Source organism: Aeoliella mucimassa (assembly GCF_007748035.1).
In the GTDB taxonomy this organism is placed as follows: domain Bacteria; phylum Planctomycetota; class Planctomycetia; order Pirellulales; family Lacipirellulaceae; genus Aeoliella; species Aeoliella mucimassa.
Genome location: NZ_CP036278.1, coordinates 5,387,054 through 5,409,589 on the forward strand (window position 1 = coordinate 5,387,054; position 22,536 = coordinate 5,409,589).

Annotated in this window: 21 protein-coding genes; 10 read left to right on the top strand and 11 right to left on the bottom strand. The window is 57.3% G+C overall.

What is annotated here, in order from left to right; translation table 11 throughout:
- Positions 1-34 precede the first annotated feature (34 nt).
- Entirely contained in the window at positions 35-712 is a 678-nt protein-coding gene (locus Pan181_RS21120) for a hypothetical protein (RefSeq protein ID WP_145249803.1), read from the bottom strand.
- Between the two features lie 311 nt (positions 713-1,023).
- Between Pan181_RS21120 and Pan181_RS21125 the strand changes: the two genes are divergently transcribed.
- Positions 1,024-1,818, top strand: coding sequence for an IS5 family transposase (locus Pan181_RS21125; protein ID WP_145245101.1), 795 nt, complete (start codon positions 1,024-1,026; stop codon positions 1,816-1,818).
- 130 nt (positions 1,819-1,948) lie between these two features.
- Here the strand turns inward: Pan181_RS21125 and Pan181_RS21130 are convergent, their stop codons facing one another.
- From Pan181_RS21130 to Pan181_RS21155, 6 genes are all read right to left on the bottom strand, one after another.
- Complete coding sequence (locus Pan181_RS21130) at positions 1,949-2,869, bottom strand: S49 family peptidase (protein WP_145249805.1); 921 nt, start codon at positions 2,867-2,869, stop codon at positions 1,949-1,951.
- Positions 2,866-3,465: a hypothetical protein gene (locus Pan181_RS21135; RefSeq protein WP_145249806.1), complete on the bottom strand. Its 600-nt coding sequence runs from the start codon at positions 3,463-3,465 to the stop codon at positions 2,866-2,868. Before Pan181_RS21135 ends, Pan181_RS21130 begins: the two co-directional genes overlap by 4 nt.
- On the bottom strand, positions 3,462-3,689 hold the full coding sequence (locus Pan181_RS21140) for a hypothetical protein (protein WP_145249808.1): 228 nt from the start codon (positions 3,687-3,689) through the stop codon (positions 3,462-3,464). Before Pan181_RS21140 ends, Pan181_RS21135 begins: the two co-directional genes overlap by 4 nt.
- The gene (locus Pan181_RS21145; RefSeq protein ID WP_145249810.1) at positions 3,686-4,714 is read right to left on the bottom strand and encodes a hypothetical protein; all 1,029 of its coding nucleotides are present in this window, start codon (positions 4,712-4,714) and stop codon (positions 3,686-3,688) included. The genes Pan181_RS21140 and Pan181_RS21145 overlap by 4 nt, the downstream gene beginning before the upstream one ends.
- Before the next feature lie 44 nt (positions 4,715-4,758).
- A complete protein-coding gene (locus Pan181_RS21150; protein WP_145249812.1) occupies positions 4,759-4,962 on the bottom strand; it encodes a MerR family transcriptional regulator in 204 nt (67 codons plus the stop codon).
- A gap of 160 nt (positions 4,963-5,122) precedes the next feature.
- Entirely contained in the window at positions 5,123-5,860 is a 738-nt protein-coding gene (locus tag Pan181_RS21155; RefSeq protein WP_145249814.1) for a hypothetical protein, read from the bottom strand.
- A 314-nt stretch (positions 5,861-6,174) separates the two neighbouring features.
- Between Pan181_RS21155 and Pan181_RS21160 the strand changes: the two genes are divergently transcribed.
- Positions 6,175-6,378 carry a hypothetical protein gene (locus Pan181_RS21160; protein ID WP_145249816.1) on the top strand — a complete coding sequence of 68 codons (204 nt, stop codon included), beginning with the start codon at positions 6,175-6,177 and terminating at the stop codon, positions 6,376-6,378.
- 971 nt (positions 6,379-7,349) lie between these two features.
- On the opposite strand, the gene Pan181_RS21165 is transcribed toward Pan181_RS21160, so the two are convergent.
- The 4 genes from Pan181_RS21165 to Pan181_RS21180 all read right to left on the bottom strand — a co-directional run bounded on the left by Pan181_RS21165 (position 7,350) and on the right by Pan181_RS21180 (position 11,634).
- Positions 7,350-8,534, bottom strand: a complete 1,185-nt coding sequence (locus Pan181_RS21165; RefSeq protein WP_145249817.1) for an NAD(P)/FAD-dependent oxidoreductase — start codon at positions 8,532-8,534, stop codon at positions 7,350-7,352.
- On the bottom strand, positions 8,531-9,283 hold the full coding sequence (locus Pan181_RS21170; protein ID WP_145249819.1) for a hypothetical protein: 753 nt from the start codon (positions 9,281-9,283) through the stop codon (positions 8,531-8,533). The genes Pan181_RS21165 and Pan181_RS21170 overlap by 4 nt, the downstream gene beginning before the upstream one ends.
- Before the next feature lie 64 nt (positions 9,284-9,347).
- Positions 9,348-10,787, bottom strand: coding sequence for an MBL fold metallo-hydrolase (locus Pan181_RS21175; protein WP_145249821.1), 1,440 nt, complete (start codon positions 10,785-10,787; stop codon positions 9,348-9,350).
- A gap of 52 nt (positions 10,788-10,839) precedes the next feature.
- The gene (locus tag Pan181_RS21180; protein ID WP_145249823.1) at positions 10,840-11,634 is read right to left on the bottom strand and encodes a sulfite exporter TauE/SafE family protein; all 795 of its coding nucleotides are present in this window, start codon (positions 11,632-11,634) and stop codon (positions 10,840-10,842) included.
- Positions 11,635-12,570: 936 nt separating this feature from the next.
- Here Pan181_RS21180 and Pan181_RS21185 point away from each other — a divergent pair.
- The 8 genes from Pan181_RS21185 (at position 12,571) to Pan181_RS21220 (ending at position 22,465) form a co-directional block, all read left to right on the top strand.
- Positions 12,571-13,284, top strand: coding sequence for a hypothetical protein (locus Pan181_RS21185; RefSeq protein WP_231943663.1), 714 nt, complete (start codon positions 12,571-12,573; stop codon positions 13,282-13,284).
- A 23-nt stretch (positions 13,285-13,307) separates the two neighbouring features.
- Entirely contained in the window at positions 13,308-15,557 is a 2,250-nt protein-coding gene (locus Pan181_RS21190; protein ID WP_145249825.1) for a cytochrome c3 family protein, read from the top strand.
- A 155-nt stretch (positions 15,558-15,712) separates the two neighbouring features.
- A complete protein-coding gene (locus Pan181_RS21195; protein ID WP_145249827.1) occupies positions 15,713-16,222 on the top strand; it encodes a TIGR03546 family protein in 510 nt (169 codons plus the stop codon).
- Positions 16,223-16,265: 43 nt separating this feature from the next.
- A complete protein-coding gene (locus tag Pan181_RS21200; RefSeq protein WP_145249829.1) occupies positions 16,266-18,017 on the top strand; it encodes a TIGR03545 family protein in 1,752 nt (583 codons plus the stop codon).
- Between the two features lie 159 nt (positions 18,018-18,176).
- Positions 18,177-19,688, top strand: coding sequence for an alkaline phosphatase D family protein (locus Pan181_RS21205; protein ID WP_197528568.1), 1,512 nt, complete (start codon positions 18,177-18,179; stop codon positions 19,686-19,688).
- A gap of 122 nt (positions 19,689-19,810) precedes the next feature.
- Entirely contained in the window at positions 19,811-20,755 is a 945-nt protein-coding gene (gene mch / locus Pan181_RS21210) for a methenyltetrahydromethanopterin cyclohydrolase (protein WP_145249833.1), read from the top strand.
- 129 nt (positions 20,756-20,884) lie between these two features.
- A complete protein-coding gene (locus Pan181_RS21215; protein ID WP_145249835.1) occupies positions 20,885-21,670 on the top strand; it encodes an ATP-grasp domain-containing protein in 786 nt (261 codons plus the stop codon).
- A 219-nt stretch (positions 21,671-21,889) separates the two neighbouring features.
- Complete coding sequence (locus tag Pan181_RS21220) at positions 21,890-22,465, top strand: hypothetical protein (protein WP_197528569.1); 576 nt, start codon at positions 21,890-21,892, stop codon at positions 22,463-22,465.
- The last annotated feature ends 71 nt before the right edge of the window (positions 22,466-22,536 follow it).

The following is a 22,536-nucleotide window of genomic DNA, read 5'->3' on the forward strand; positions in this document are numbered from 1 at the left end:
TAAAACGGAAAAACCGCCACCACGACTGATTAGCTCAGTCGCTCGGCAGCAGCATCGAAACTTCTAGCTGTCGCGCATTGATCCACGCATGGATCGGCTCGCGTGATTCTTCCACCAATTGCTCGATCTCTTGGTGAAGCTCCGCAAGCTTCTTTTCTTTCGCTGGAATGGCTTCACGCATGCTCTCAAGAAACTCGCTCCACCTTTTACGATTCAGCGATTTCTTTCCTTCGCTGGAGACTTCCAAGGCCTCCGGGCAGAGGTTCTTCACCGCCTGCCATACGATGCGATATCGAGTGTGTGGCGAAAGCCAAGACCACAGCGATTGCGAATTGCTTTGATCGCTCATTCTCTTTTCGTCTGCGATCTCGCGAGCAAGATGCTCGGCCGCTCGCCGCGATGCATCCACCCCCAAATCCGTGGCTCGACGCTCGACGACTTCACGTAAGATGGGGGGAGCCGATTTGCACAAACAATCATACAAGCGTTTGATGCGAATCACGTCGCTGTTCGCTTTCGAGTGCCGTTCGCGGAGACCAGCCAGCCGTGAGGTAATTGCTCGCAACTGAGACTCCAACGCCGGTTCGTTTTCCGCCTCTACCGAAAGATCCTCGATAGTGGCCCGCGTTTCATTTAGCGTTTTTTCGGCTTCCTCCAGTTTCTGTTGGGCGGCCTGTAACGGTTCGGGCCAGCCCCCGATTTCCTCAAGCATTCGATTGCAATTGCGGCGAGCCTGTAAGAGTCTCGCAACGTCGTGCTTGCTCTCGATTCGAGGCTGGCCGCTCCGACCGCTCGCTACGCCCGTCTGGAGTATCGCCCACTCTTCTGGGCTCACATGAAATTCAGCGGGGGTGAGTAGGGCATGGCGAGATTCTAGGGCATCGACAACCGCCTCGAACGCAACCGCCATCCGCAGTTTGTTTTCTCGCTCGTTGTCTCAGAACGTGTTTTGAAATTGCCTGATTAAAGAAAAACAGCTACGGCTCCCTCTTTTGGTTAGCAGCCTGAGGAAGGAGCCGTAGCATGAAAACGGAAAGGAAGTATGGCAGTGATGTCACCGATCGACAATGGCAATTGCTTCGTCAGTTGTTGCCAGCACGTTCGCAGTTCGGACGTCGTCCGATTGACCGCCGGCGGATCATCAACGCGATCTTGTACGTCGTCCGCACGGGCTGCCAGTGGCGGATGCTGCCTAAGGACTTTCCGAATTGGAGTACGGTTTACGGCATCTTCTGGCGTTGGAGAAATGATGGCACGTGGCAGAAGATTCATGATGCGTTGCGAGCCAAAACACGCAAAGCGGCAGGCAAGAAGTCGACACCCACGGTAGCGATCATCGACAGCCAATCGGTTCGCACGGCCGAAGGAGGTGAAGAAAGGGGCTACGATTCGGCCAAGAAAATCACGGGCCGCAAGCGTCATGTGGCGGTCGATACGCTCGGATTGTTGCTCGCGATAGTCGTTCATAGCGCGGATTGGCAGGACCAGGACGGAGCCGAATGGGTAATGGACAAGCTGGGCGAGCAATTCAAGCGAATCAAGATTGTGTTTGGCGACTTCGCGTACGGTCGATCAGGGTTGCCCGATTGGACCTGGGAAACGTTTGGTTGGATTCTACAAACGGTGCTCAGGCCAGTCGGCCTAAAAGGGTTTGTGGTATTGCCGAAGCGATGGATCGTGGAACGAACTTTCGCCTGGCTGGCCCGACATCGACGGAACAGCAAGGACTACGAAAAAACAACCGCCTCCAGCGAAGCCATCACCTACGTCGCCATGATCAGCCTCATGTCGAAAAGACTGGCCAGCGCGGAAAAGTGAATTTTAAAACACGTTCTAAGATCGCGAGCACCTCATTTGTGACGGGCAGCAGGCGGGTTTCTTTCTTCTGAGTCGCGGTCGGCATCTTCAATCCTTTGTGGTGGTGGGGGGGGAGTGGTTTGTTGCTCTTCTAGTGGAGCCGCCGGTAGTCGTCGGCAGCTTCGGCAAGTGTTGGGTATTTGCGTCGCAAAGCAGCCTCCTGTGATTCACTGAGGTCTGCCAAATAGTCGATGCCAGGGTGCGCGGCGATAGCCAGCTCGGCGTATTTCTCGTAGGCATCCTTGCCGTGAAGATCGGCGTGCTTGTCGTTCGCCAGCACCTTCGCGATGGCATGCTCGGGTGCTGCCACCTCGTCGACGAAGCCCCGCTTCAACGCTTCCTCTGCGTAGTAGGTTTCGGCGGAAATCGCCTGCAGTATCTGGTCGGAAGTCATGCGTTTTCTTGAGCGCCGCGGCGGCACGCGATTTATATACGCGAGGAACCACCTGCTAACTTCCTCCACCTGTGCGCGAACCGCCTCAATATCGCCCTCAGTGACAGGCACGCCGGGCATTCCGCGATGCTTCGCATTTGCCGAGGCAACCGGAATCACTTTAATGCCAGCCGCTTCGTAAGCCGCGCTCGAATCAGTGAGCACCGAAACCACACCAACGGAGCCCACCACCGTTGAAGGCGAGGCGACGATTGTGGTTGCTTGCGAGGCGATCCAATAGGCGGCGCTCGCTAGGTATTCGCTCGCAACCACAGTTACCGCTTTCGCTTCGCTCAGCTCTCGCACAAGATCGGCTGTTTCAGGTGTGCCAGCGACCAGACCGCCCGGCGAACTCATGCGCAGGATTACGTGGCCGACTGAGTCGTTTCGCAGCAACGAGTAGAGCCGCTCACGAACCCGCTCCAGATACCAAGGCGTCAACACGCCGTCGATCCGGCTTGTCGCGACCATTTTTGATTCCTCGCGATAACGCGCAACCTGGTGCGTTGGCGAAATCGCCAACGCTTCGTGAAGTTCAGCAGTTGCCGCCGGCAGCAGTGCCGCTAATTCGTGCCTCATTTTGAGTGACCTCGTGTAACTTCGGTGAACGTTTCGAATGCAAACGCTTCGTCTCGGGAAAGCAGCAGCGAGAACAACGACTCGGCCAACTCCGCGCCGATGTGCTGATCCCGAAGCCACAGCAATCGTTCGCGGGAAACTTGCCAGCCAACGCCGGGACCGGGCACCTGGTCGGCGTGCCAGCGCCAGCCAGTTGCCAACTCGCCGTCGAGCGTGCGCGCCGCGGTAACACCAACGGTCGATTCGGGCGTGACGAAAGTCACATCGAAATAAGTGCTTAATCTCAGGCCGTAGCCGAGACCAGCGCGAAGCAGCAGGCCAACCGGCAGGCGTCTTTCCTGCCGAGCAAACCGCACCGCCTGCTCGACCAGAGCGAAGCCTTGAGTTGCTTGGCAGTTCGAATCAAAAACGATGAGCGTCGGCCGCGTGAAGCTCTCAATCAGGTCAGCCGCTTCCACCCATCTATCGAAATCAATCGTGCCATTCAAGCGAAGCACGTCGAGCGCCGAGTGCCATTCCTGGAAAACCTCGCCGGCAGCCTCGCCGCGGGCAACATCGCCAACGAAGGTTGCTTTTCTGGTTTGTGTATCGCTCATAATTCGCCATCCTCCACAATTCCAAGCAGTGCCGCTTCACAAGCCGGACCAATCGGCTCGCCTGCCGGCCAGGTCGCCAGCAACGCTTCCGCCATGTTTGGCAAGTGCTCGCGCAGCAGGCGTTCGGCCTCGTCGCGGCCGATTCGCTTCGCTCGCTCCCGGGTAGCACGTGTGAACGGCTCGCGCTGACACTGCTTTGGCGGTCGCGGGTAAAGCCTTTTCATGCTGACACCTCACTTCGCTGGTGCTTCTCCCGCCATAGCTTTGCCGCAAGCAGGTTAACTCTATTTCGCGGAAGCCCATGCGGTGCCTCTCTCGCTGCTTCTTGCTGCACCGCCTTCCACTCAGTTCGTGGGAAACTGTGCGAGCCCGCAACAATCCGCGAAAGCCCATCGTCGGCATCAAGCTCGGCCATGAGTGATTGAACCGCAGCCGATAGCGGTGGCTTCACGTCAGCAGCAGCGTAGCCACGTCGGAAGTCGAGCCACCCCTCGGAAACTTGCAGGTCGGGCTTCGCCGCGCAGACACGCCGATACAAAGCGAGCGCGGGTTGACTCCAACCATTTCGGTATCTACTCCAATACGCGACGACTTCGAGAACGTGCTCGGCAGCAACGCCGTTTTCGCGAGCGGAGGCGATCGCCTTGCCCGTCTGGCTCACCCCTGCTCCCTCCAATTTATCCACCACCTCCCCCCAATCACACGCGTGCGACGCTTCGTCGCACTCGCTGGGGTGGGGTGGGGTTTGGTTGGGTAGGGTTGTATGGGTACTACTGTTGGCTACGTGCGCAGACGACATACGTTCAGGACGTGCGTTATCAACATACGTAGCATTCGTGCGTTTTGAGCTTTCGCTGCTAGCAAGAGTCGAACCTACGTCATCAACGTATGTCGACGACGTAGGTTCAACTTCTAGCGACTTTACGATGAAGCCCCCCTGCCGCGATACCACGCCTTTCACATACCGTGGTGCGTGCTCGCACCAGTCGTGAACGACAAGGCGATGTTCAGGGTGAGGGTCGAGCCAGCCAGTTTCGACGAGTGCGTCAACCAGCTCGTTTTCATCGCGTCCCCAGTCGATCGCAATCGCTATTTCCTCGTTGGAAAGCCTGCCGATATCGCCCCTTCGAGCTTCGTTTTGGGTGGCGATCCACAGTAGCTCTAGCACGCCAGCCGCCTCAAAGTCCCGCAAGCCAAGCCGGCGTGCAAGTCGTTTGAATTTCGTAAGCGTAGGAGTGATGTGCTTCATGCGAAGGGCTGCTTATGTTCTCGAGGAATGCAGGGAAAAACCGGCTACCGCGACGGGCACAGGATCGGAAGGCCTTCGTCAGCGACGCGTTGAAGCTCCTGCGGGTGGAGCTTGATAAGCCGCCCCATGGGAACGTGTGCGATATTGCCGAGCTTGATGTGAGCATCGAGCGTGCGGATACCAATACCAAGTTGTTTTGCAGCTTCTTCGCGAGAGAGAAGAAGGCGGCGCGAGACCGGAACTGTCATCGGAAAAACCCTTACACGTGTTGAGTAATCAAGAGAAGCAGGCGGCATTGCCTGCGACACTGCGCAAGAGAATAGCGAGAGAAGTTTCGCTTGAAAATTGAAGCGCATCGAAGCGCTTACATAACTTACCAAAGCGCTTCGATGCGCTTCGTTGAACCTTCTAAGAGAAGCTAGGCATCGGCGGCAGCCGATGCTTCTCAACGTAATTCTGGGCGGCTCGTCGCGCCCCTGGGTCGCTACCAAGGTGCGACCAACCGTCAACCTGCTTGATTCTTTTCCGAATTTCCGAGTAGGGAGTAGGAGGAACCTTCATCCTCTCCTCGTAGATAAAGCGGTCACGATCCTCGTTGTAGGAAGGTCTGGGCAATGAAGAACGCCCTGACGTTGCGCGTTTTAGTTCTTTGCTGAGTGAGAAACGGTTGAGGGGTGGAACGGGCTCCAACTCCCGCAGAGAATTGGCAAGGGTGTTGAAATGCTGGCGGCGCAACCAGAACAGATTCAACTTCGGTGGTGGCAACTCCCGGTCCCTGATCTGGTGAAACGACCAGTGAGGCGACTCGCCTTCATGCAACTCAGTAAGCCGATCAAGAATTTCGATCCCAGCCGAATAGGTCGCTTCCGTGAATGAGTTACCCGGGCAACCGGCAACCACTGCTGGGTAGTCGTTCGCTCGGTCGAGCGCCTCCCGGACACCGTCAATTTCAAGTGCTTCCCAAAGGGCATGCAGATCGTGATAGAGCATCGATCCGATCTGAACGATGAAGAGAATTGGGCGTTCATATTCCCATTGCATTTCCTGAAACTGAAAAACGGTTCTCAACTCCACGGTAGCGGTGTAATCGACTCTCCCAGCAGCCGCGACGGCAGCCTCAATATCAGCATCGGAAACGTTGGCCATGGCCTACCCTTCATCGTAGCCAACCCGGCTCGCCACCTGTTCGAAGGATAGAAGAACAGGGAGGCGAGCCGACGCCAGGGATCAGCTGGCTAGTTGGAAGTGTGTCTAGAACAGAAGTCATTCTAGCGTGATTTCTCTTGAGATCCTTCCCCCAGAATCTCGCGCAGCGCATTGCGCAGCGCTTTCGAGAGAAGTGCTGTAATTTGCGGGGAAAACGCGGGAGATTCGAGTCCCTCCCGGACTACTTCGGTGCTTCCCGCACTACTGGAAACATAGTGTTTCTCCGATTTCTCCGGCTCGCTCTGCAGAATGCGGTGCAGTTCCGCACCATTCCGACGGTTGCTGCACTGGATTTTGCAGCGATTTCGGATCTCGGCAGCAGCGTCGTTGTTCGCAAGCTGTGTTTCGCCAAACGCACGCTACTGCGCACCGGTGTTCGGTTGCCAAAACGCCTGCGTGGCACGGCTAGCCACCCCCTTTCGGGAGCGGTTGCCGGCTCGTCCGGCAATGGGGAGTAAACGCCCTGAATTGCAGAACTGGTTTCGCTTGGCGGTTGGTGACATCCAGAGCCGCTTAGTCCTTGGACCGTAACGTATCTTCTCTAAATCCCACCTCCCCGGCCCTGAGAGGCCGACCTGTGCTGCGGAATCGGGGCCAGCGGAGCGCGAAGAAGAGGGACTGCGGGCGGCTATCTTTTCTTGTCAGTTTTCGCTGGGAATTGGCCACCGGTGGTGTTCTAATGGATAGGTGGTGTTGTGGCTGTCGGCTTTCAGCTATTGGCTTTTTAGTGATTGGAGGTGAATCAAATGTAATGCTTGGGTTGTGTCCGACTTCTAGCGACGCGCAGGCGATGGTTTGCCGGCGTGGGCGTTCGCTGCTGCGCGTGTGTCAAAGCTGTAGGCTATAGGCTGTAAGCGGTAGGCTGAGATCCTTCGGGTCGCTGGAAGCTCCCGTCAGGATGACATTCCCCAATCCGCATTCCGCAATCCCAAATCTCCAATCGTCTCCCAACCAAAATAGTTTCCCACCCATGGGAATCTATTTTGGGCAACTATCGCGGAGGTGTTGATGCAACTTCTTACTGGCAAACGACTTGCGATAGATTCCCAGCGAGAAAATAGATTCCCACTCGATGCGTTTTGGGAAATGGGAATCTATTCGGGCGCGAAAACCACTGGTTTTGTAGCGTGCGTGCGGATTCAATTTTCCCATCCGTGGGTAAATTGGGAATCTATTTGCCCAGCGTTGGGAATCTATCGTTTGGCGAATTTTTTGGTGTTTTGTAGGTTGGAAATCGCTTGACTGGAAAGCCATGGCGCGGCGAGCAGGATTTCTGGTTGCTGGGTTCTTGTTGGCCCCATCCCTACTCCACATCAGGTACGAGTTTCTGATGCGATTGCTGTCTACCCAGCGAGTACGAACGATGGCATCGAGTACCGCCGCAGACCTCTACCTACACAGGAAGTCCATTGCCACGAGCGGGAATGTGTTAGGCGCGGCCTTTGAGCATGCCGTGCCAGTACAGGGCGGGCAGGGCGTATTCCTTGAGCATCAGCATGCTGAAGCGTTCTTCGGCCTGATTGAACGGGAACGTCTCCTCCGGCACTTTGTCGTAGTTGAACTCGGCCAGCACCAGGCTGTTGTATCCGGTGACGACCGGGCACGAGGTGTAGCCATCGTACTTGGCGGTTGGTTGGTTTCCCTCGATGGCAGCGAGCAGATTCTCAACGACCACTGGCGCTTGCTTGCGAATGGCCGCTGCGGTTTTCGAAGTGGGAAGGCTCGATGCATCGCCCAGCCCGAAGACGTTGTCGAATCGCAAATGGCGGAGCGTATGCGGATCGACATCGACCCAACCAGCTTCGCTTGCCAGGGGGCTATTGGCGACGAACTGTGGTGGTCCCATGGGAGGAGTCACGTGCAGCATGTCGTAGTCGATGGTTACCGTCTCGTCTCCATCGACCGTTTGAAAGACCGCTTGCTTCTGTTCGCCATGTACCTCCTTCAAATCGAGGGCGTAGCGAACGTCGATTCCCTTGCGAGCGACTGCTTTCTCCAACACATCGGCGTAAAGCTTCACGTCGAAGATGGCCTTCTTAGCAATCGCAAAGATCACCTCGCAATTGTCGCGCACGCCGTTTCGACGAAATGTCTCCTCAGCCAGGTAACAGATTTTCTGAGGAGCACCGCCACACTTCACCGCACCAACCGGATGCGTGAACAAGGCGGTTCCCCCTTGGAAGTTGCGAATGTTCTCCCATGTCGACGCCACCGAATCGTACGAATAGTTGCTGCACACTCCGTTGCGGCCCAGCGATTCGCGAAGCCCCGGGATTTGCTGCCAGCGAAGCTCAATGCCGGGCGCGACGACCAGGAAGTCGTAGGTGACCTCGGTTTTCTCGCTGGTTACCAAGCGATTCTCCGCGGGATCGAACTCGGCGACGGCTTCCTGCAACCACTCGACGCCTGGGGGAATCACCTTGGCCTCTGGCCTGCGAGAATCTTCCCGAGGAAAGATACCGCCTCCGACGAGCGTCCAGAGCGGTTGGTAGTAGTGGTACTCGGCCGGATCGATCACCAGCACATCCAGGCTGGGATGGGTACGAATCAATCGAGATGCAACCGTAATGCCAGCTGCTCCCCCGCCAACGATGACAACTTGATGATGGCTCATGACGTGGGTTCCTGTGGGGTGGGGCTTTCGATACACGATTTGCCAACGAGCTTGCCATGGACATCGGAAAATCGAATAGCAAACGCGAGTGACTGCTGGGTATGGGGATTCGAAAGACTTCGCAGAGCGGCAATGATCCCTGCACGTTTCGGCTGGTTTGCTTCGCACGATTCGCGTTGGCATTCCACCAGTGCGGTCGCGGCATTGCTTACGATCTGCAGTGCATTGGGATCGACCACTCCCGAGCGCAGGAACAAAGTAAGCCGCTCAAGCTCCACTTCGCCAAACTGCTGGGTAAGCCACATCGCAACATGCAAACTGCGGCGGAGCGATTCAGCGACGTTGATTCCCTGCTCCGATTGCTTGGCCACCCACTCGTCGGCAACATCCACCACCGCTGCGATGGCATCGGGGGCTTTGTCCGCAAGCTGGGCGAGTTGCTCGAGTTGCGGAGCCCGGTCCAGCAGTTTGGTGAGCGAGTCGATTGTCGACTTCCGAGTTAGATGCTCAATGAGTGCCGTCAATCCTTCGAACCGCTCGTTGGCGGGGGTCGATGTGCTACTCAACTGTTGGGCTTGCTCGTCGACAACGTCGATTGCGATAGCACCAAACGACTCGGCTGCTTGCTGCCAAGCGTCGAGACGATCCAGGCGTTCGTTCAAGCGAGCAACTTGCCCAACGAGTTCTCGAAGTAACTCAGCGGAGTCGCTTTCAAGATCGGCTAAAGCGGGAGAGGGTGTACTATTCATGATAAACACTCAAACGGGGCCGCCGCCATTTTGGCGACGGCCCCGTGTAGAAAGACAAAGTAGACTAACTGGCCGCACAGGCTTGCCCGTTCGAGCAGGCTTGCGGCTGAGTGACCGGCAATTCGGCTTTCTGCCAGGCGTCGAAGCCACCGCTCATGTTGATCACGTCGAACCCCGCCCCCAACAGCACACTGGTGGCAATGGCGGAACGCATACCGCTGCGACATTGGGCGACTACTTGTTTGTTCTTGGAGAGCTCCGCGAGCGTCTCAGGGAGCTTGCCCAAGAAGTGATGCTGTGCCTGCGGAATGTGACCTTCGTTCCATTCGCCGTTGGCCCGCACGTCGACCAGTTGCACCTCGTCGGCGGCAATGCGATCGGCCAGTTGTTCCGGAGTCGCACTGGTGTAGGTTTCGCCAGTCAGCCCGGCGTCGGCCAATTGGCTGGCCGAGAAGATACCTTGAATCGAATCGACTCCGATCTTCTGCAGCACTCGAATGGCTTCTTTCACCTCGCCAGGTTCTGCGACGAGCCAAACCGGCTTGTCGTAGTCGACGAGCCATCCGGCCCAGCCGGCCAGCATGCCGGCGGGAATGTTGAGCGTGCCATGTGCATGACCTCGAGAGTACTCGGCGGGCGCCCGAAGGTCGACGACCGTTCCTGTTTCGAGAGCACCGGTCAAGGCAGATGCCGGCAGGGTTTCGGGCTCGGCATAGGGACCCAACACAACTGGCCCCTGCTTGTTCACCCGCTTCATCACGGCGAAGTACTTTGGAGCTTCCGGCTGATCGGCCAGAATGTACTTCACAAACTCTTCTTCATCTTCGTACTGCAAAGCCGGATTGAAGAGTTTCTCGTAGCCAACCGTGGAGGAGGGAATCGCCCCGAGCCCCTTGCCGCATGCGCTTCCCGCCCCGTGGGCTGGCCAGACCTGCAGATGATCGGGCAGTTCGCGGAACCGAACCACCGAGTGATACAACTGGTGAGCCCCCTGCTCTGCAGTGCCTACCATGCCGGCGGCTTCTTCCAGCAGATCGGGGCGGCCGATCGAGCCCACGAATACGAAGTCGCCGGTGAAGATGCCCATCGGACGATCCGCCCCGCCGCCTCGATCGGTGAGCACGAACGAGATACTCTCGGGCGTATGGCCCGGTGTATGCAGCACTTCAAAGTCGATATTGCCGATACTGAAGTGATCGCCATCTTTGCAGGGATGATGGTCGTACTGCTCTGCGTAGGCGTACTTCCAATCCTCTGGCCCTTCGTCGGAGACATAGAGCTTCGCCCCCACGCGATCGGCGAGTTCCCGCGCGCCCGACACATAGTCGGCGTGAATGTGGGTTTCGGCCACAGCGACGAGCTTCACCCCTTCGCGTTTAGCCGCGTCGAGGTACTGCTCGATGTCGCGACCGGGGTCGACGATTACCGCTTCTTTTGTCTTCTGACAGCCCACCATGTAGGAGGCATGAGCAAGCGTGCGATCGTAAAAATAGCGGAGTAACATATCAACACTCCTTCTGGGTTTATTGGTTCAACAAGTGAATTGGTTGAGACGTTTATGCGATAGAACGGGCAACAACAAACATGGCTACCGCCACCATGGCGATGGCAAATACTCTTTGCAGCGTGGGCCCCGACAACTCGCGAGAGAGACGGGATCCTAGTTGCATGCCAACGGCTCCACCAAGTGCAAAGAGCCCCGTGAGCGCCCACGAGATATGACCACCTTGGTGAACATAGGAAGTAACTCCCGAAATGCTGATGAGGAATATCACCATCAAGGAAGTGGCAATCGCAGAGTGAATTTTCAAACCACCGAACAGCACGAGAGCAGGGACAATAATGAATCCACCGCCGACTCCGAACATGCCCGACAGAATACCGGTTAACAATCCCAGTAGGCTTAATAGACCAATGCATCGCGGGCCTAAGGTTGGTTGTCCGCATTCGTCGCGTTTGCACACGAAGTTCGACTGCTCTTCGTCGGTCGACTTAGCCAGCGACTTCAGCCACATCCGCACGGCCACCACCAGCATCAGCCCGCTAAATAGAATCAGCAGGGTAGTCTCCGGCAGCAATTTCGAAAGGTAACCGCCGAGAGGGGCTCCGATCATTCCCGCGAAGGCAAACAATAAACCGATGCGAAAGTTGGCTTCGCCTTGCCGCAAGCGAGTGATCGCCCCGATGGCTGCGGTGGTTCCAACTGCAGCGAGCGACACACCTACGGCTTCACGAGGCTCGAGATGCAACCCGTAAACCAACAGCGGCACAGCAAAGATTCCGCCTCCGCCGCCGGTCAGACCGAGGGCAAAGCCAATTGCGATTCCGCCAAAGATCGCCCAGCCTAGCACGGTTCACCTCCAACACACGGACATATAGCGATATTACGATATATCAAGCGAAAAAAAGGTGAGGCCATTTGCCCCACTTCGCAGTGAAAGGCATTCGTCGCTTTGCACGTCGTTGCCTCACTGGATTTATTATATCGTATACTCGCGATATATCCAGCAGTCTTTTATTGATTTTCGCCGATTTCACTTTCAAAAAACAACCTCGGGGTCAACACAACACTTAATTTTACGACTGAAACACCGGCTCTTGCATCCCATAAACAAGTGAAAGCCCGCCTCGCAGTCAACGCTAGCGAAGCGGGCTTTAGGGATTTGTTTCAGTTTCGATAACGAGGATCACCTTTCTGAGTTACGAGCGTAGAACTCGGGTTCTGTGCGCTTCGCGAGAACGTTCCGCTAGCGGCGGGCGACTTCCGGATAGGCCTGGTGCCCAATAAGGGCGGTGCTATGCGGCATGGAAAAACGATGCACGGCAAAGCGATTTAAAAGGGCCGGGAGCAACCGGTCGCAACGATAGCCGATCTCATCAACGCACCCTCAAGGACGTAATTAAGAGGGTAAAGAGTAGAATCACAACTGATCAGAAGCTCCTTTTTGTTAGGACAAAACAAGATCTGCTGAACGCCTGTGGCGATGAACTTCATTCATCACAGGTATTGGTTTATCAAAATTGCTGAGGGTGATGCAAAGCTATTTTGGGCTTTTTTTCCCTCGGGCGCAAAAATCAGGACCTCCAGGGTTGGATCGTAAGGGTTGTAATCAACATGGCGTCTGGATACTGCAAAACTACCTCGGATCTGCAGGCTCCTTCTCTAAATACGCAGGTCCAAGCCGGCGGTTCGCCAGCGGCTGGATCACGGTGTAAACTGGATTGTCTTTACCGGCACTAGTTTAGGGCCACTCTTTCCATCCCTCTGCTTCCAGGAGTCTTGCACCATGCCCGCATACGGACGCACCATGGCGACACTCGCGATGCTGATTTTGTTGTTACCAACATTCGCACATGCCGAAGAGGAGTCCCCCGCCAAGGAATTGGAAACCGTTGCCAAAGACGACTTTGAAACCAACAGCAAGCAATGGGAGTTCCTCGATTCCGATTCCTGGCAGTACACCGTGGTGAACGATCGCGGCATCCTCAGCCAATACGTTCGCGAAAGCGATTACAAGCCGCCGCACCGCAGCCCGCTTCATGTAGCGTTGCTCAAAGAACATGCGGTAAGTGATTTTGAATTAACCGTTTCGGTACGCAGTACCGTGGAGGAATATCCACACCGCGACGCCTGCTTGTTCTTCGGCTATGTCGACTCGGCTCACTTCTACTACGTGCATCTCGGCAAATTGGGCGACCCCCACTGCAATCAGATTTTCATCGTGAATGGAGCGGATCGCAAAGCGATTTCGGTGACCACTACCGAAGGAACTCCTTGGGACGACGAATGGCATCGCGTAAAGATCGTCCGCGACGTGGAGTCGGGGAAGATCGAGATCTACTTCGACGACTTCAAGACTCCCGCGATGACTGCTGAAGACACCACCTTCAAAGCTGGTCGGGTGGGAGTTGGTAGCTTCGACGACTGTGCGGACTGGGACGACTTCGAACTGCGCGGCGTGCCTGCCGAAGTGGCGGAATCTGCTGAAGCCGAAAAGTAGTAGCCCCTAACGAATTGAGATTCATGAAGCGACGTATAGCAAAGCAGGGCATCGCCCTCTGGTTGGTGATAACTGCCCTGGTTGCCGTGGTACTGGTGGGTGCTGTTGCATTCGATTACGTCGCGACCGAACCAGACGACGCGCTGGCCGTGGCCTCCTACGTGGGCCGCGGTCAGTGTATCGATTGCCATCAGGCTGAATACGACGATTTCCATGGATCGGATCACGATCGCGCGATGGAGCTTGCCACCGAAGACGCGGTGGTAGGCGACTTCAACAACACGGAGTTCGAACGTTTTGGCCAGGTCACCCGTTTCTTTCGCAAGGGTGATGAGTACTGGGTAAATGCCGAAGGCCCCGATGGGGAGAATCACGACTACCTTATCAAATACACGTTTGGCATTCGTCCTCTGCAGCAATACATGGTGGAGTTTCCTGATGGTCGAGTGCAGGTGCTCCGCGTCAGCTGGGACACCGTGAAGAACGAGTGGTTCTACGTTCCTCCTCCAGATGCCACCGATGAACGCTTGCTACCGGATGATCCCACTCACTGGACTGGCATCGCGCAAAACTGGAATACGACTTGTGCAATCTGCCACTCGACCAACTTGCAGAAGAACTACGATGTCGAGACCGATACCTATCACACCACGTTTTCCGAAATCGACGTGAGCTGCGAGGCCTGTCATGGTCCTGGTAGCCTGCATGTGAAACTGGCGAATAGCAACTCGCTGTTCTGGGATCGCAAACATGGCTACGGGCTGGCGAAGCTCAAGTCGCTCGATCCCACCCCGCAGCTCAACACCTGTGCTCCGTGCCATTCGCGTCGATCCGAGGTGCACCCCGACTTCCGCCCTCCTGAAGCGGTCGACAACTATTACGACGTCTCGCTGATTCACGAAGGGCTGTACCACGCGGACGGTCAGATCCTGGACGAAGTGTACGTATATGGCTCGTTCCTGCAGAGTCGTATGTACCGCGAGGGCATCCGCTGCAGCGACTGCCACAACCCTCACTCGCTGAAAACAAAGTTCGAAGGCAACGCGTTGTGCGCGCAGTGCCATGTACCAGCGAAGTACGACACACCAACGCACCACCATCACGAAGTCGGCACTTTAGGAGCCTCGTGCGTGGAATGCCATATGCCCGAGACCAAGTACATGGTGGTCGACCCGCGTCGCGACCATAGCATTCGTGTCCCGCGCCCCGATCTGACCGTGTCGCTGGGCACGCCGAACGCCTGCAACCGTTGCCATACCAAAGTAGAAGAATCCGCCCAATGGGCAGCCGACAAGGTGCTGGAGTGGTATGGCCCGAATCGCCCTGACGATCCACATTGGGCGGTCGCTCTGGCCGCGGCACGCCAGGGAGATCCCGAAAAGGAAGAAGAGATTCTCGCAGCACTCGATCGCAAGACGACTCCCGAGATCATCAAAGCGACCATCTACGAAATGCTGTCGCTTTACCATACTCCCGAGTCGAACGAAGCGGTCGACGAAGCCATCGACTCGCCGGTGCCCAAGATTCGTCAGGCAGCGATCGGTTCGGTGGAAATCAACTCGGTCGACGAAGCGGTGAAACGCATTGGCCCACGACTCTCCGATTCGTCCCGCATCGTGCGGATCGCAGCCGCTCGGCGCCTGTTGGAGATTCCGCCCGAGATGCTGGGCAACAAAGCTGCTGAGGAGTTCCCCGAAGCGGTCGAAGAGTATCGCCAACAGTTGCTACTCTCCAGCGAACGAGCCGGCGCCCATCAGCAGCTGGCCCAACTGGCTCGCCGCGAAGGCAAGCAGAAAAAGGCCGAACAGGAACTTCGCTTGGCGATTCGGCTAGAACCCTACCTGAGCAGCCTGCGAAGTGAGCTGGCGCTGTTGCTCTCCGACGCCGGAGGCGACCAGGCGGAGATCAATCGCTTGCGTCGCGAAGAGATCGAATTGCTGAAACGCGATGCCGAGATGCTGCCCGACAATGGTTCGATTTATTACCGTCAGGGCGTGCTGCTGTATCAGCTCGGCGACCTGGTGGAAGCCGAAGCCCCGTCGAACACCGCGGTGGAACTCGAGCCTCGCGTGTATCAGTACTCGCTCTGGTTGGCGACCCTGCAGTATGAGCTCTACCGGCGAGGCGATGAAAAGGCCTACGACCGGGCACTGAAGAGCGTCGAGCACCTAAACGAACTCGATCCGCGTCGCGGAGATGCGATGGGGTTGCTGCAAGCCCTTAAGCAACTACGAAAGCAGCGCATCCAAGCGACCGACAAGCCTGCCGAATAGCGAATGACGTTGAGCAGTAGCAGTGCTAGCGTCGCACCGGCAAATGCCGGCATAATCGTTAAAGTCGGTGTAATCCGACAGCCGAACTAGACGGAGGAGGACCATCCCCGGTTTGTGGTGGTCTACGTAAACACCTTCGTGCTAGCAGGCGTCGCATGCTTTCGCTTTTGCTTCATCCTGTTCGTCAACTGTTCAATGCACTGGCGGGCAACGAAACTCCTCGGCAGATGGCTCTCGGCTTCACGCTGGGCATGATCCTCGGCATGGTGCCTAAGGGCAACCTGATCGCTGTTGTGCTCTTGTTTGTGCTTTGCGCGTTGCGAGTGAATAAGGCAGCCGGCATGATGGCCGCGGCACTGTTCTCGGCGATCTCGCCGCTGTGCGATCCGCTCTCGCACAAAATTGGCCTCAAACTGCTCGGCCAGCCTGGCCTGCAAGAGTCGTTCGCTTGGCTCTACAACCAGCCGCTCGGCCCACTGCTTGGTTTCAACAACACCGTGACGATTGGTTCGCTGCTACTGGCGATCTACATCAGCTACCCCTGCTACTACGGCAGTCTTAAGTTCTTCGAACGCTTTGGGCCACCGATTGCTCGCTGGATTGCTCGCTACAAACTCGCGCGAGTGCTTACCGGTGCACAATTTGCCGCACGCTACCAGGGCTAAATGCCTCCCCGACCAAGAACGTTGTTCTTAAGGAACTTGTTCCATGCGATTCTTGCGATTCAGCTATATCATTCCACGCGTCATCTTCCTGATTGCCCTTCTGTTACTCACCGAAGTTGGCAGCGGGTACCTGTTGCGCTGGGGAATCGTTAGCACTGGCGAAAGCTCTATCGGCGCGAAAGTCGACGTCGAATCCGTCAAGGCGTCGCTGCTGGATACACGGGTGCTGATGCAGAACATAGCGATCGCGAATCCCAAATCGCCGATGCGAAATCTGGTGGAAGCCGACCGCGTGGAAATCGACCTGAACACCAACGCCTTGCTGCGGAAGAAGGTAATCGCCGACTACGCAGTGATTAGCGGGCTGGCGTTCGATACCGAGCGTACCACCTCGGGCGAGTTGCCCGCTACACCTGAGGAACTCGAACAGCAGGCAGCCGAATCGTGGCTGGCTCCGATGGCCAAAGAGGCTGGTGGGGCGTGGCTGACGCAGCTCGAATCGCGGCTCACAACCGACCTGGAACAGCAATTCGAATCGGTTCGCTTGGCCGAAGAACTCGGCCAGCGGTGGCCGCAGAAGTACAAGGACCTCGAAGCCAAGGCGAAGAGCATCAAGGCCGATGCCAAGCAGCTGGAGCAAGACGTCCGCACCGCCAAGCAAAATCCGCTCCGGCACGTGGATTTCTTGGCCCAGGTGCCGCAACGCTTGAAAGCGATGGAACAGTCGATTCGTCAACTGAAGAACGAAATTGCCTTGCTTCCCGACCAGTTGGCCAAAGACCGCGAAGCAGTAGCCGCTGCCCGCGAACACGATGAGCAGCTGATTCGCCAACAACTGAAGCTCGACGAGATTGACTCGCAGCAGCTTACCGAATACCTGCTCGGCAATAGCATTTCCGATCCGCTATACCAGACAATTGCCTGGGTGAAATGGGCTCGCACTATGGTGCCGCCACGGGGACACAAGACCGTGGAATCGACCGCCACGCGCGGCGAGGACGTGCTGTTCGCGGGAGTCGAACACTTGCCAAACGTGCTGTTGAAGGCAGCTCGCATCGACGGCACCGCTCGCATTTCGGGACAACCAGTCGAGCTGGTCGGTATGGTTCGCGACTGGACCAACCAACCGGAGTTGCACACCAAACCCACGACCGTGGAATTCAAGACCAAGGGTGGCTTGCCGCTTTCGGTGGTCGCCACGTTTGATCGCACCGACGAAGTACCTCGCGACGAAGTGGTCTGCTCCACCAGCGATCTGCTGCTCCCAGCCCAAGCGTTCGGCAAAACCGGCAAACTGCAGTTGGCCCTCGAACCCTCGCGGGCGAATATCTCCCTCGCGTTCCACTTGGAAGGCGACAACCTGGATGGCCAGGTCGAGATCGTGCAAACCGGCTTGCAGCTTACTCCCACCATTGCTGTGGGACGACTGAGCGACCAGTTGCAATCGTCGCTCGCAAGCAACCTGTCGGGCGTGAACTCGGCCACGACTACGGTCAGCCTTACCGGAACGCTCGACGATCCGAGTGCTAAGCTCGACTCGACTCTCGGCACCGCACTGGCTTCGGCTTTCAAGAAGAGTGCGACCGACCTGGTAGCAGGCGAACGCGATCGCCTGGTGGCTCAAGCCCGCCAGAAGACCGACGCCCAGATGGCCAAAATCAATGGCCAATTCGCTGAGTTTCAAGCAAAGGTCACTAGCGAGCTCGATGGTCCACGACAAATCGTGAACAATCTGCTCGGCACTGGCAGCGACACGCAAGTTGGCCGTTCGCCATTCGGGCAGCTGTTTAAGTAACAGTATCCTTGCTGCGAATGACCATTCGCACTGCACCTCGGAAGTGAACCAAGGCCATCGTTCCCTTTTTGGCAACAATCATTCGGTCCCGATGGTAGCATAGGGGAGAATTGCACTCCCCCTGCCCTGCTGCCTGGAGGCCGAATGATGGGTCGCATCATGACCTTACTTGCGTGTCTGGCATTGCTCACCTTGCCGGCCATCGGCGACGAGCCTGTACGCACCACCGCGCCGGAGATAGCGATCTCGCTTTCCATGGCACACCGTGGCTCTGCAGCCATCGACCAACAACTGCTCGAAAGTTACGGAGCACCTTCCGACGAGGTGCAGCAATTCTATCAGGCCGCCACCGAGGCATTTCGAGCGGACCCCACGAGCAACTTCGCCAACAACATTTCGGTGGCTCAATCCGCCGAGCATTTTGGTCGGCGACTAACTGGTGGCCCCATGCTTGGCGATGTACGAACTGACGGCGCCCAAGTGTGGCTGCGAACTACCAAGCCAGCGAGTGTGCGGGTGCGGGTAGTCGATCCCTCGGGAGAGGAAAAAGACCGGTGGTTCGGACCTTGTGCTAGCTCTGAGGAGTCCGGGCTTGCAGTTCGTGTAGTGCTCGATGGCCTCACGGCCGATACTTCGTACGCCTACGACATAGAAATCGACGGCGAGAACGTGACGCTGGAGACTCCAGCACACTTCACCACCTTGCGCGAGACATCAGGCATCACTCGAATCGCTTTCGGTTCGTGCTTTCACAAAGCGGGGCTTCATAACCCACACCTGCTGGGGCAAGTGGCTGCTCGCGAGAACCGGGCGATGATTCTGCTCGGTGACCTTGCGGTGGACGATCGCAACAATCAGATCGGCTTGCACTGCAGCGACTACTTGCTCCGCGACCTTTCGCCCGGCTGGCAACCTTTTGCCGCCTGCATGCCGCTGTACGCCAGCTGGGACGATCACGATTACTTCGACAACGACCGTTCAGGAATTCCTTCCGGTTACTCCGCTGCCGACGTGGCTGCCGTTCGTCGAGTGTGGACTGAAAACTGGAATAATCCCTCGTATGGCGAAGCCGACTCTGGCATCTACTTTCACACTCGCATCGGCCCGGTCGACTTAATCATGCTCGACACCCGATCGCTGCGCAAGGCGAAGCCGAAACTCGAGAATGCTTACCTCGGCGATCAGCAGACCGCCTGGCTAAAGAGCGAGCTAAAGCAGTGCCAAGGACCGTTTACCATCATTTCGAGTGGTACTATGTGGAGCAATCAGGTCTCCAACGGCAAAGATTCGTGGGGCGTGTGGGACCCCAACGGCCGCGAGGCCCTGTTTCAACTCATCGAGCAACTCCAGGTGCCCGGCGTGCTGCTGCTCTCTGGCGACCGACACGGCGCCCGCGGCATGCAGATCGCCCGCCCATCGGGTTATACTTTCTACGAGTTCGAACCGGCTTCGCTCGGCGGCATGACCGGCCCCGCGGCCTGGGGCAACGATCGTACTCAGCAATGGTTTGGGCACACCAACATCAAAGCGTTCGGCGAGTTCACCTTCGACACCCGCCCGGCCGATCCCACGGTCACCTTTCGCCTGGTCGACGAGCAAGGCGAAGTGCGGGAGGAACTCACGCTGACTCAAAGCCAGCTCACCGCTGGTCCCAAAGACCAAGCACCATGAGCCATGGTTGCACAAGCAAGTCCAATTCCAAGCAGGTGACACCTCGCCTGAACTCTCCAGTTTACCGCATTGCTATCGCAGGATAGTTGCCAGCGATCGACTTGATCTGCGATACTGAGCCGATGGCAAATCTGCAATTGAACCATCGTGCCTGGGTGTTGTGCGAGTCGCTGGTCGACCAAGCGGTCGACTTGCGCATTCATGTATGGCAGTCGGACGATCGGCGCATCTTCGACCTGGGCGTGCAAGCGCCCGGTGGGCTCGAGGCGGGGCGTCGGATGGCCGGGATCGCCATGTCGGGGCTTGGCGAAGTCTCTCTGGCGATCGACCCGCGAACCGGCGGGCCGGCTGTCGTTGTGCGAACCGATCAACCGGTAGCCGCCTGCATGGCTTCGCAGTACGCCGGATGGGCGATCGCCGGCGACGAGTTTTTCGCCATGGGCTCAGGTCCGATGCGGGCCTCGGCCGCGCGAGAGGATTTGTTCGATCAGATAGGCTATCACGAACAATCGGACGTCGCAGTCGGGTTGCTTGAGAGCGACACCTTGCCCCCCAGCGACGTGTGTCACGACATCGCCAGCAAATGCGGCGTCGATCCAAAACACCTGTCGCTGCTGGTCGCTCCCACGAATAGCCAAGCAGGCAACCTTCAAGTGGTTGCACGAAGCGTCGAAACAGCGTTGCATAAGTTGCACGAACTCAACTTCGACATCTCCCGCATCAAAAGCGGATGGGGCTCTGCCCCGTTGCCGCCGGTTGCCAAGAATTCGCTGGCCGGCATCGGACGCACGAACGACGCTATCCTGTACGGTGGCCACGTGGTGCTGTACGTGCGAGGCGACCAGGCGAGCATCGATAGCATCGGGCCGAAGACTCCCTCCAACAGCTCGAAAGATCATGGACGACCTTTCGCCGAGTTGTTTGCCGAGTACGACAACGACTTCTACAAGATCGATAGTCACCTCTTCAGCCCTGGGGTGGTGGAGTTCGTGAACCTCGACACCGGCGTCGCCCGTCGCTTTGGCGAGTACGCTCCCGACGTCTTGGACAAGTCGTTTACCCATTAGTCTTGGCTTTGCTGTGGTTCGCTTCGCGTGAGAATTGCTTTTCTTGGATCTGCTGAAAGTTGGTATCTGCGCGACTTGCAACGCGCAGCAAGGGGTCGTCATACGATCCAGCCCTTCGACTTCGGCACCATGGCAGCGACGCTGAGCGAAGCGGGCTCGATAGTCACCGCGACTCACGGTTCATCTCCAGAGACCATCACCTCGCTCGACCACGATTGTGTGCTGGTGCGAACGATGCCGCCTGGTTCGCTGGAGCAGGTCGTGTTTCGCATGGATGCCCTGGCCAGCCTCGAGACGTCGGGAACGCTGGTCGTGAATCCTCCCAAGGCCATCGAAGCCGCGGTGGACAAGTACCTGACCACAAGCCGACTGTCCCAAGCTGGGTTGCTCACTCCGCCGACGACCACGTGCCAGACCGTCGAAGCAGCGATGCAAGCGTTCTCCGATCTTGGAGGCGACGTGGTACTAAAGCCCCTGTTCGGCGGCGAAGGTCGCGGCATCGCACGACTCACCGATGAAGCCCTCGCTCTGCGGGCGTTCAAGCTCGTCGTGCAACTCGGTGGCATTCTCTACCTGCAGCAGTTCATTTCCCACGAGGGTTTCGACATCCGCGTGCTACTGGTCGGCGACACGGTGCTCGCCATGCGGCGGCGGAACGCACTCGACTGGCGAACCAATATTAGCCGCGGAGCCATTGCGGAACCTCACGAAGTGACCGACGAACAACTCGACATGGCTACCCGCGCCGCAGTAGCGGTCGGTGCCCCTTTGGCTGGTGTCGACTTACTGCCCGGGCGCGATGGCCGGCTGTATGCCATCGAAGTGAACGCGGTACCTGGTTGGCGGGCCATAGCCCAGGCGACCAATGTCGACGTCGCGGATGTGGTACTTCGCTGGATCGAACAACAGCGCTGAGCAGCCCACGCACGAGTGACTACAGTGCTCTCGCACCCCGGCTTGGCTTCGACCGCGCGACCATAGCCACGCGGGCGTCAGCCAACGAGCATACGGGGTTCCGCGAATGAAGGTCGACGCGACAGCGATTTCGTCCAAGATTCGAGAACTCTCGACGAACATCTTTCAACAGAACAGTTTCGCTTCTGTGTGGTGTTCTCTGTCGAAAGGGCTCGTAAGATGCTCGAAACGGTCTATTTCTATTGCGCAGCGTTGGGAAGTGCCTTTCTCATCCTGCAGTTACTCATGCTGTTTCTCGGTGGAGGAAACGACGGCGGCGATCTCGACGTGGGTGGGGATGTCGACATGGACGACACACCGGGACACGACCACGGACTTTGGCTACTCGAAGTGATCTCGATGCGCACTGTCGCGTCGGCGGCTTCGTTCTTCGGCCTGGCGGGGCTTTCCTGTTTGTCGGCCGGACTGGATTCCAAGGTTTCGCTAGTCGTCGCATCCGCCACCGGCATCGGAGCGATGTATGCCGTGTACTGGGCGTTCCGCCAGTTGTTTCGCGTGCTGCAATCCTCGGGCAACGAAAACATTCGCAACTCGCTCGGCCATCCTGGAACGGTTTACCTTTCCATTCCGGCCAACGATCAAGGCCTGGGAAAAGTGCATCTGGAAATGCAAGGCCGCACGGTGGAGTACCAGGCACTCACCAGCGACTCCGAACAGTTACCAACCGGAACCAGCATCGTGGTACTCGACATCGTCAACACCGATACGGTGCGAGTTACCAAGGACGTCGCGTAGAAGTTTGTCGCACACCAAATCATCGAATCGTAAGGGCCTTGTTGAACAATTAGTCACAAACCTCCGTAAAA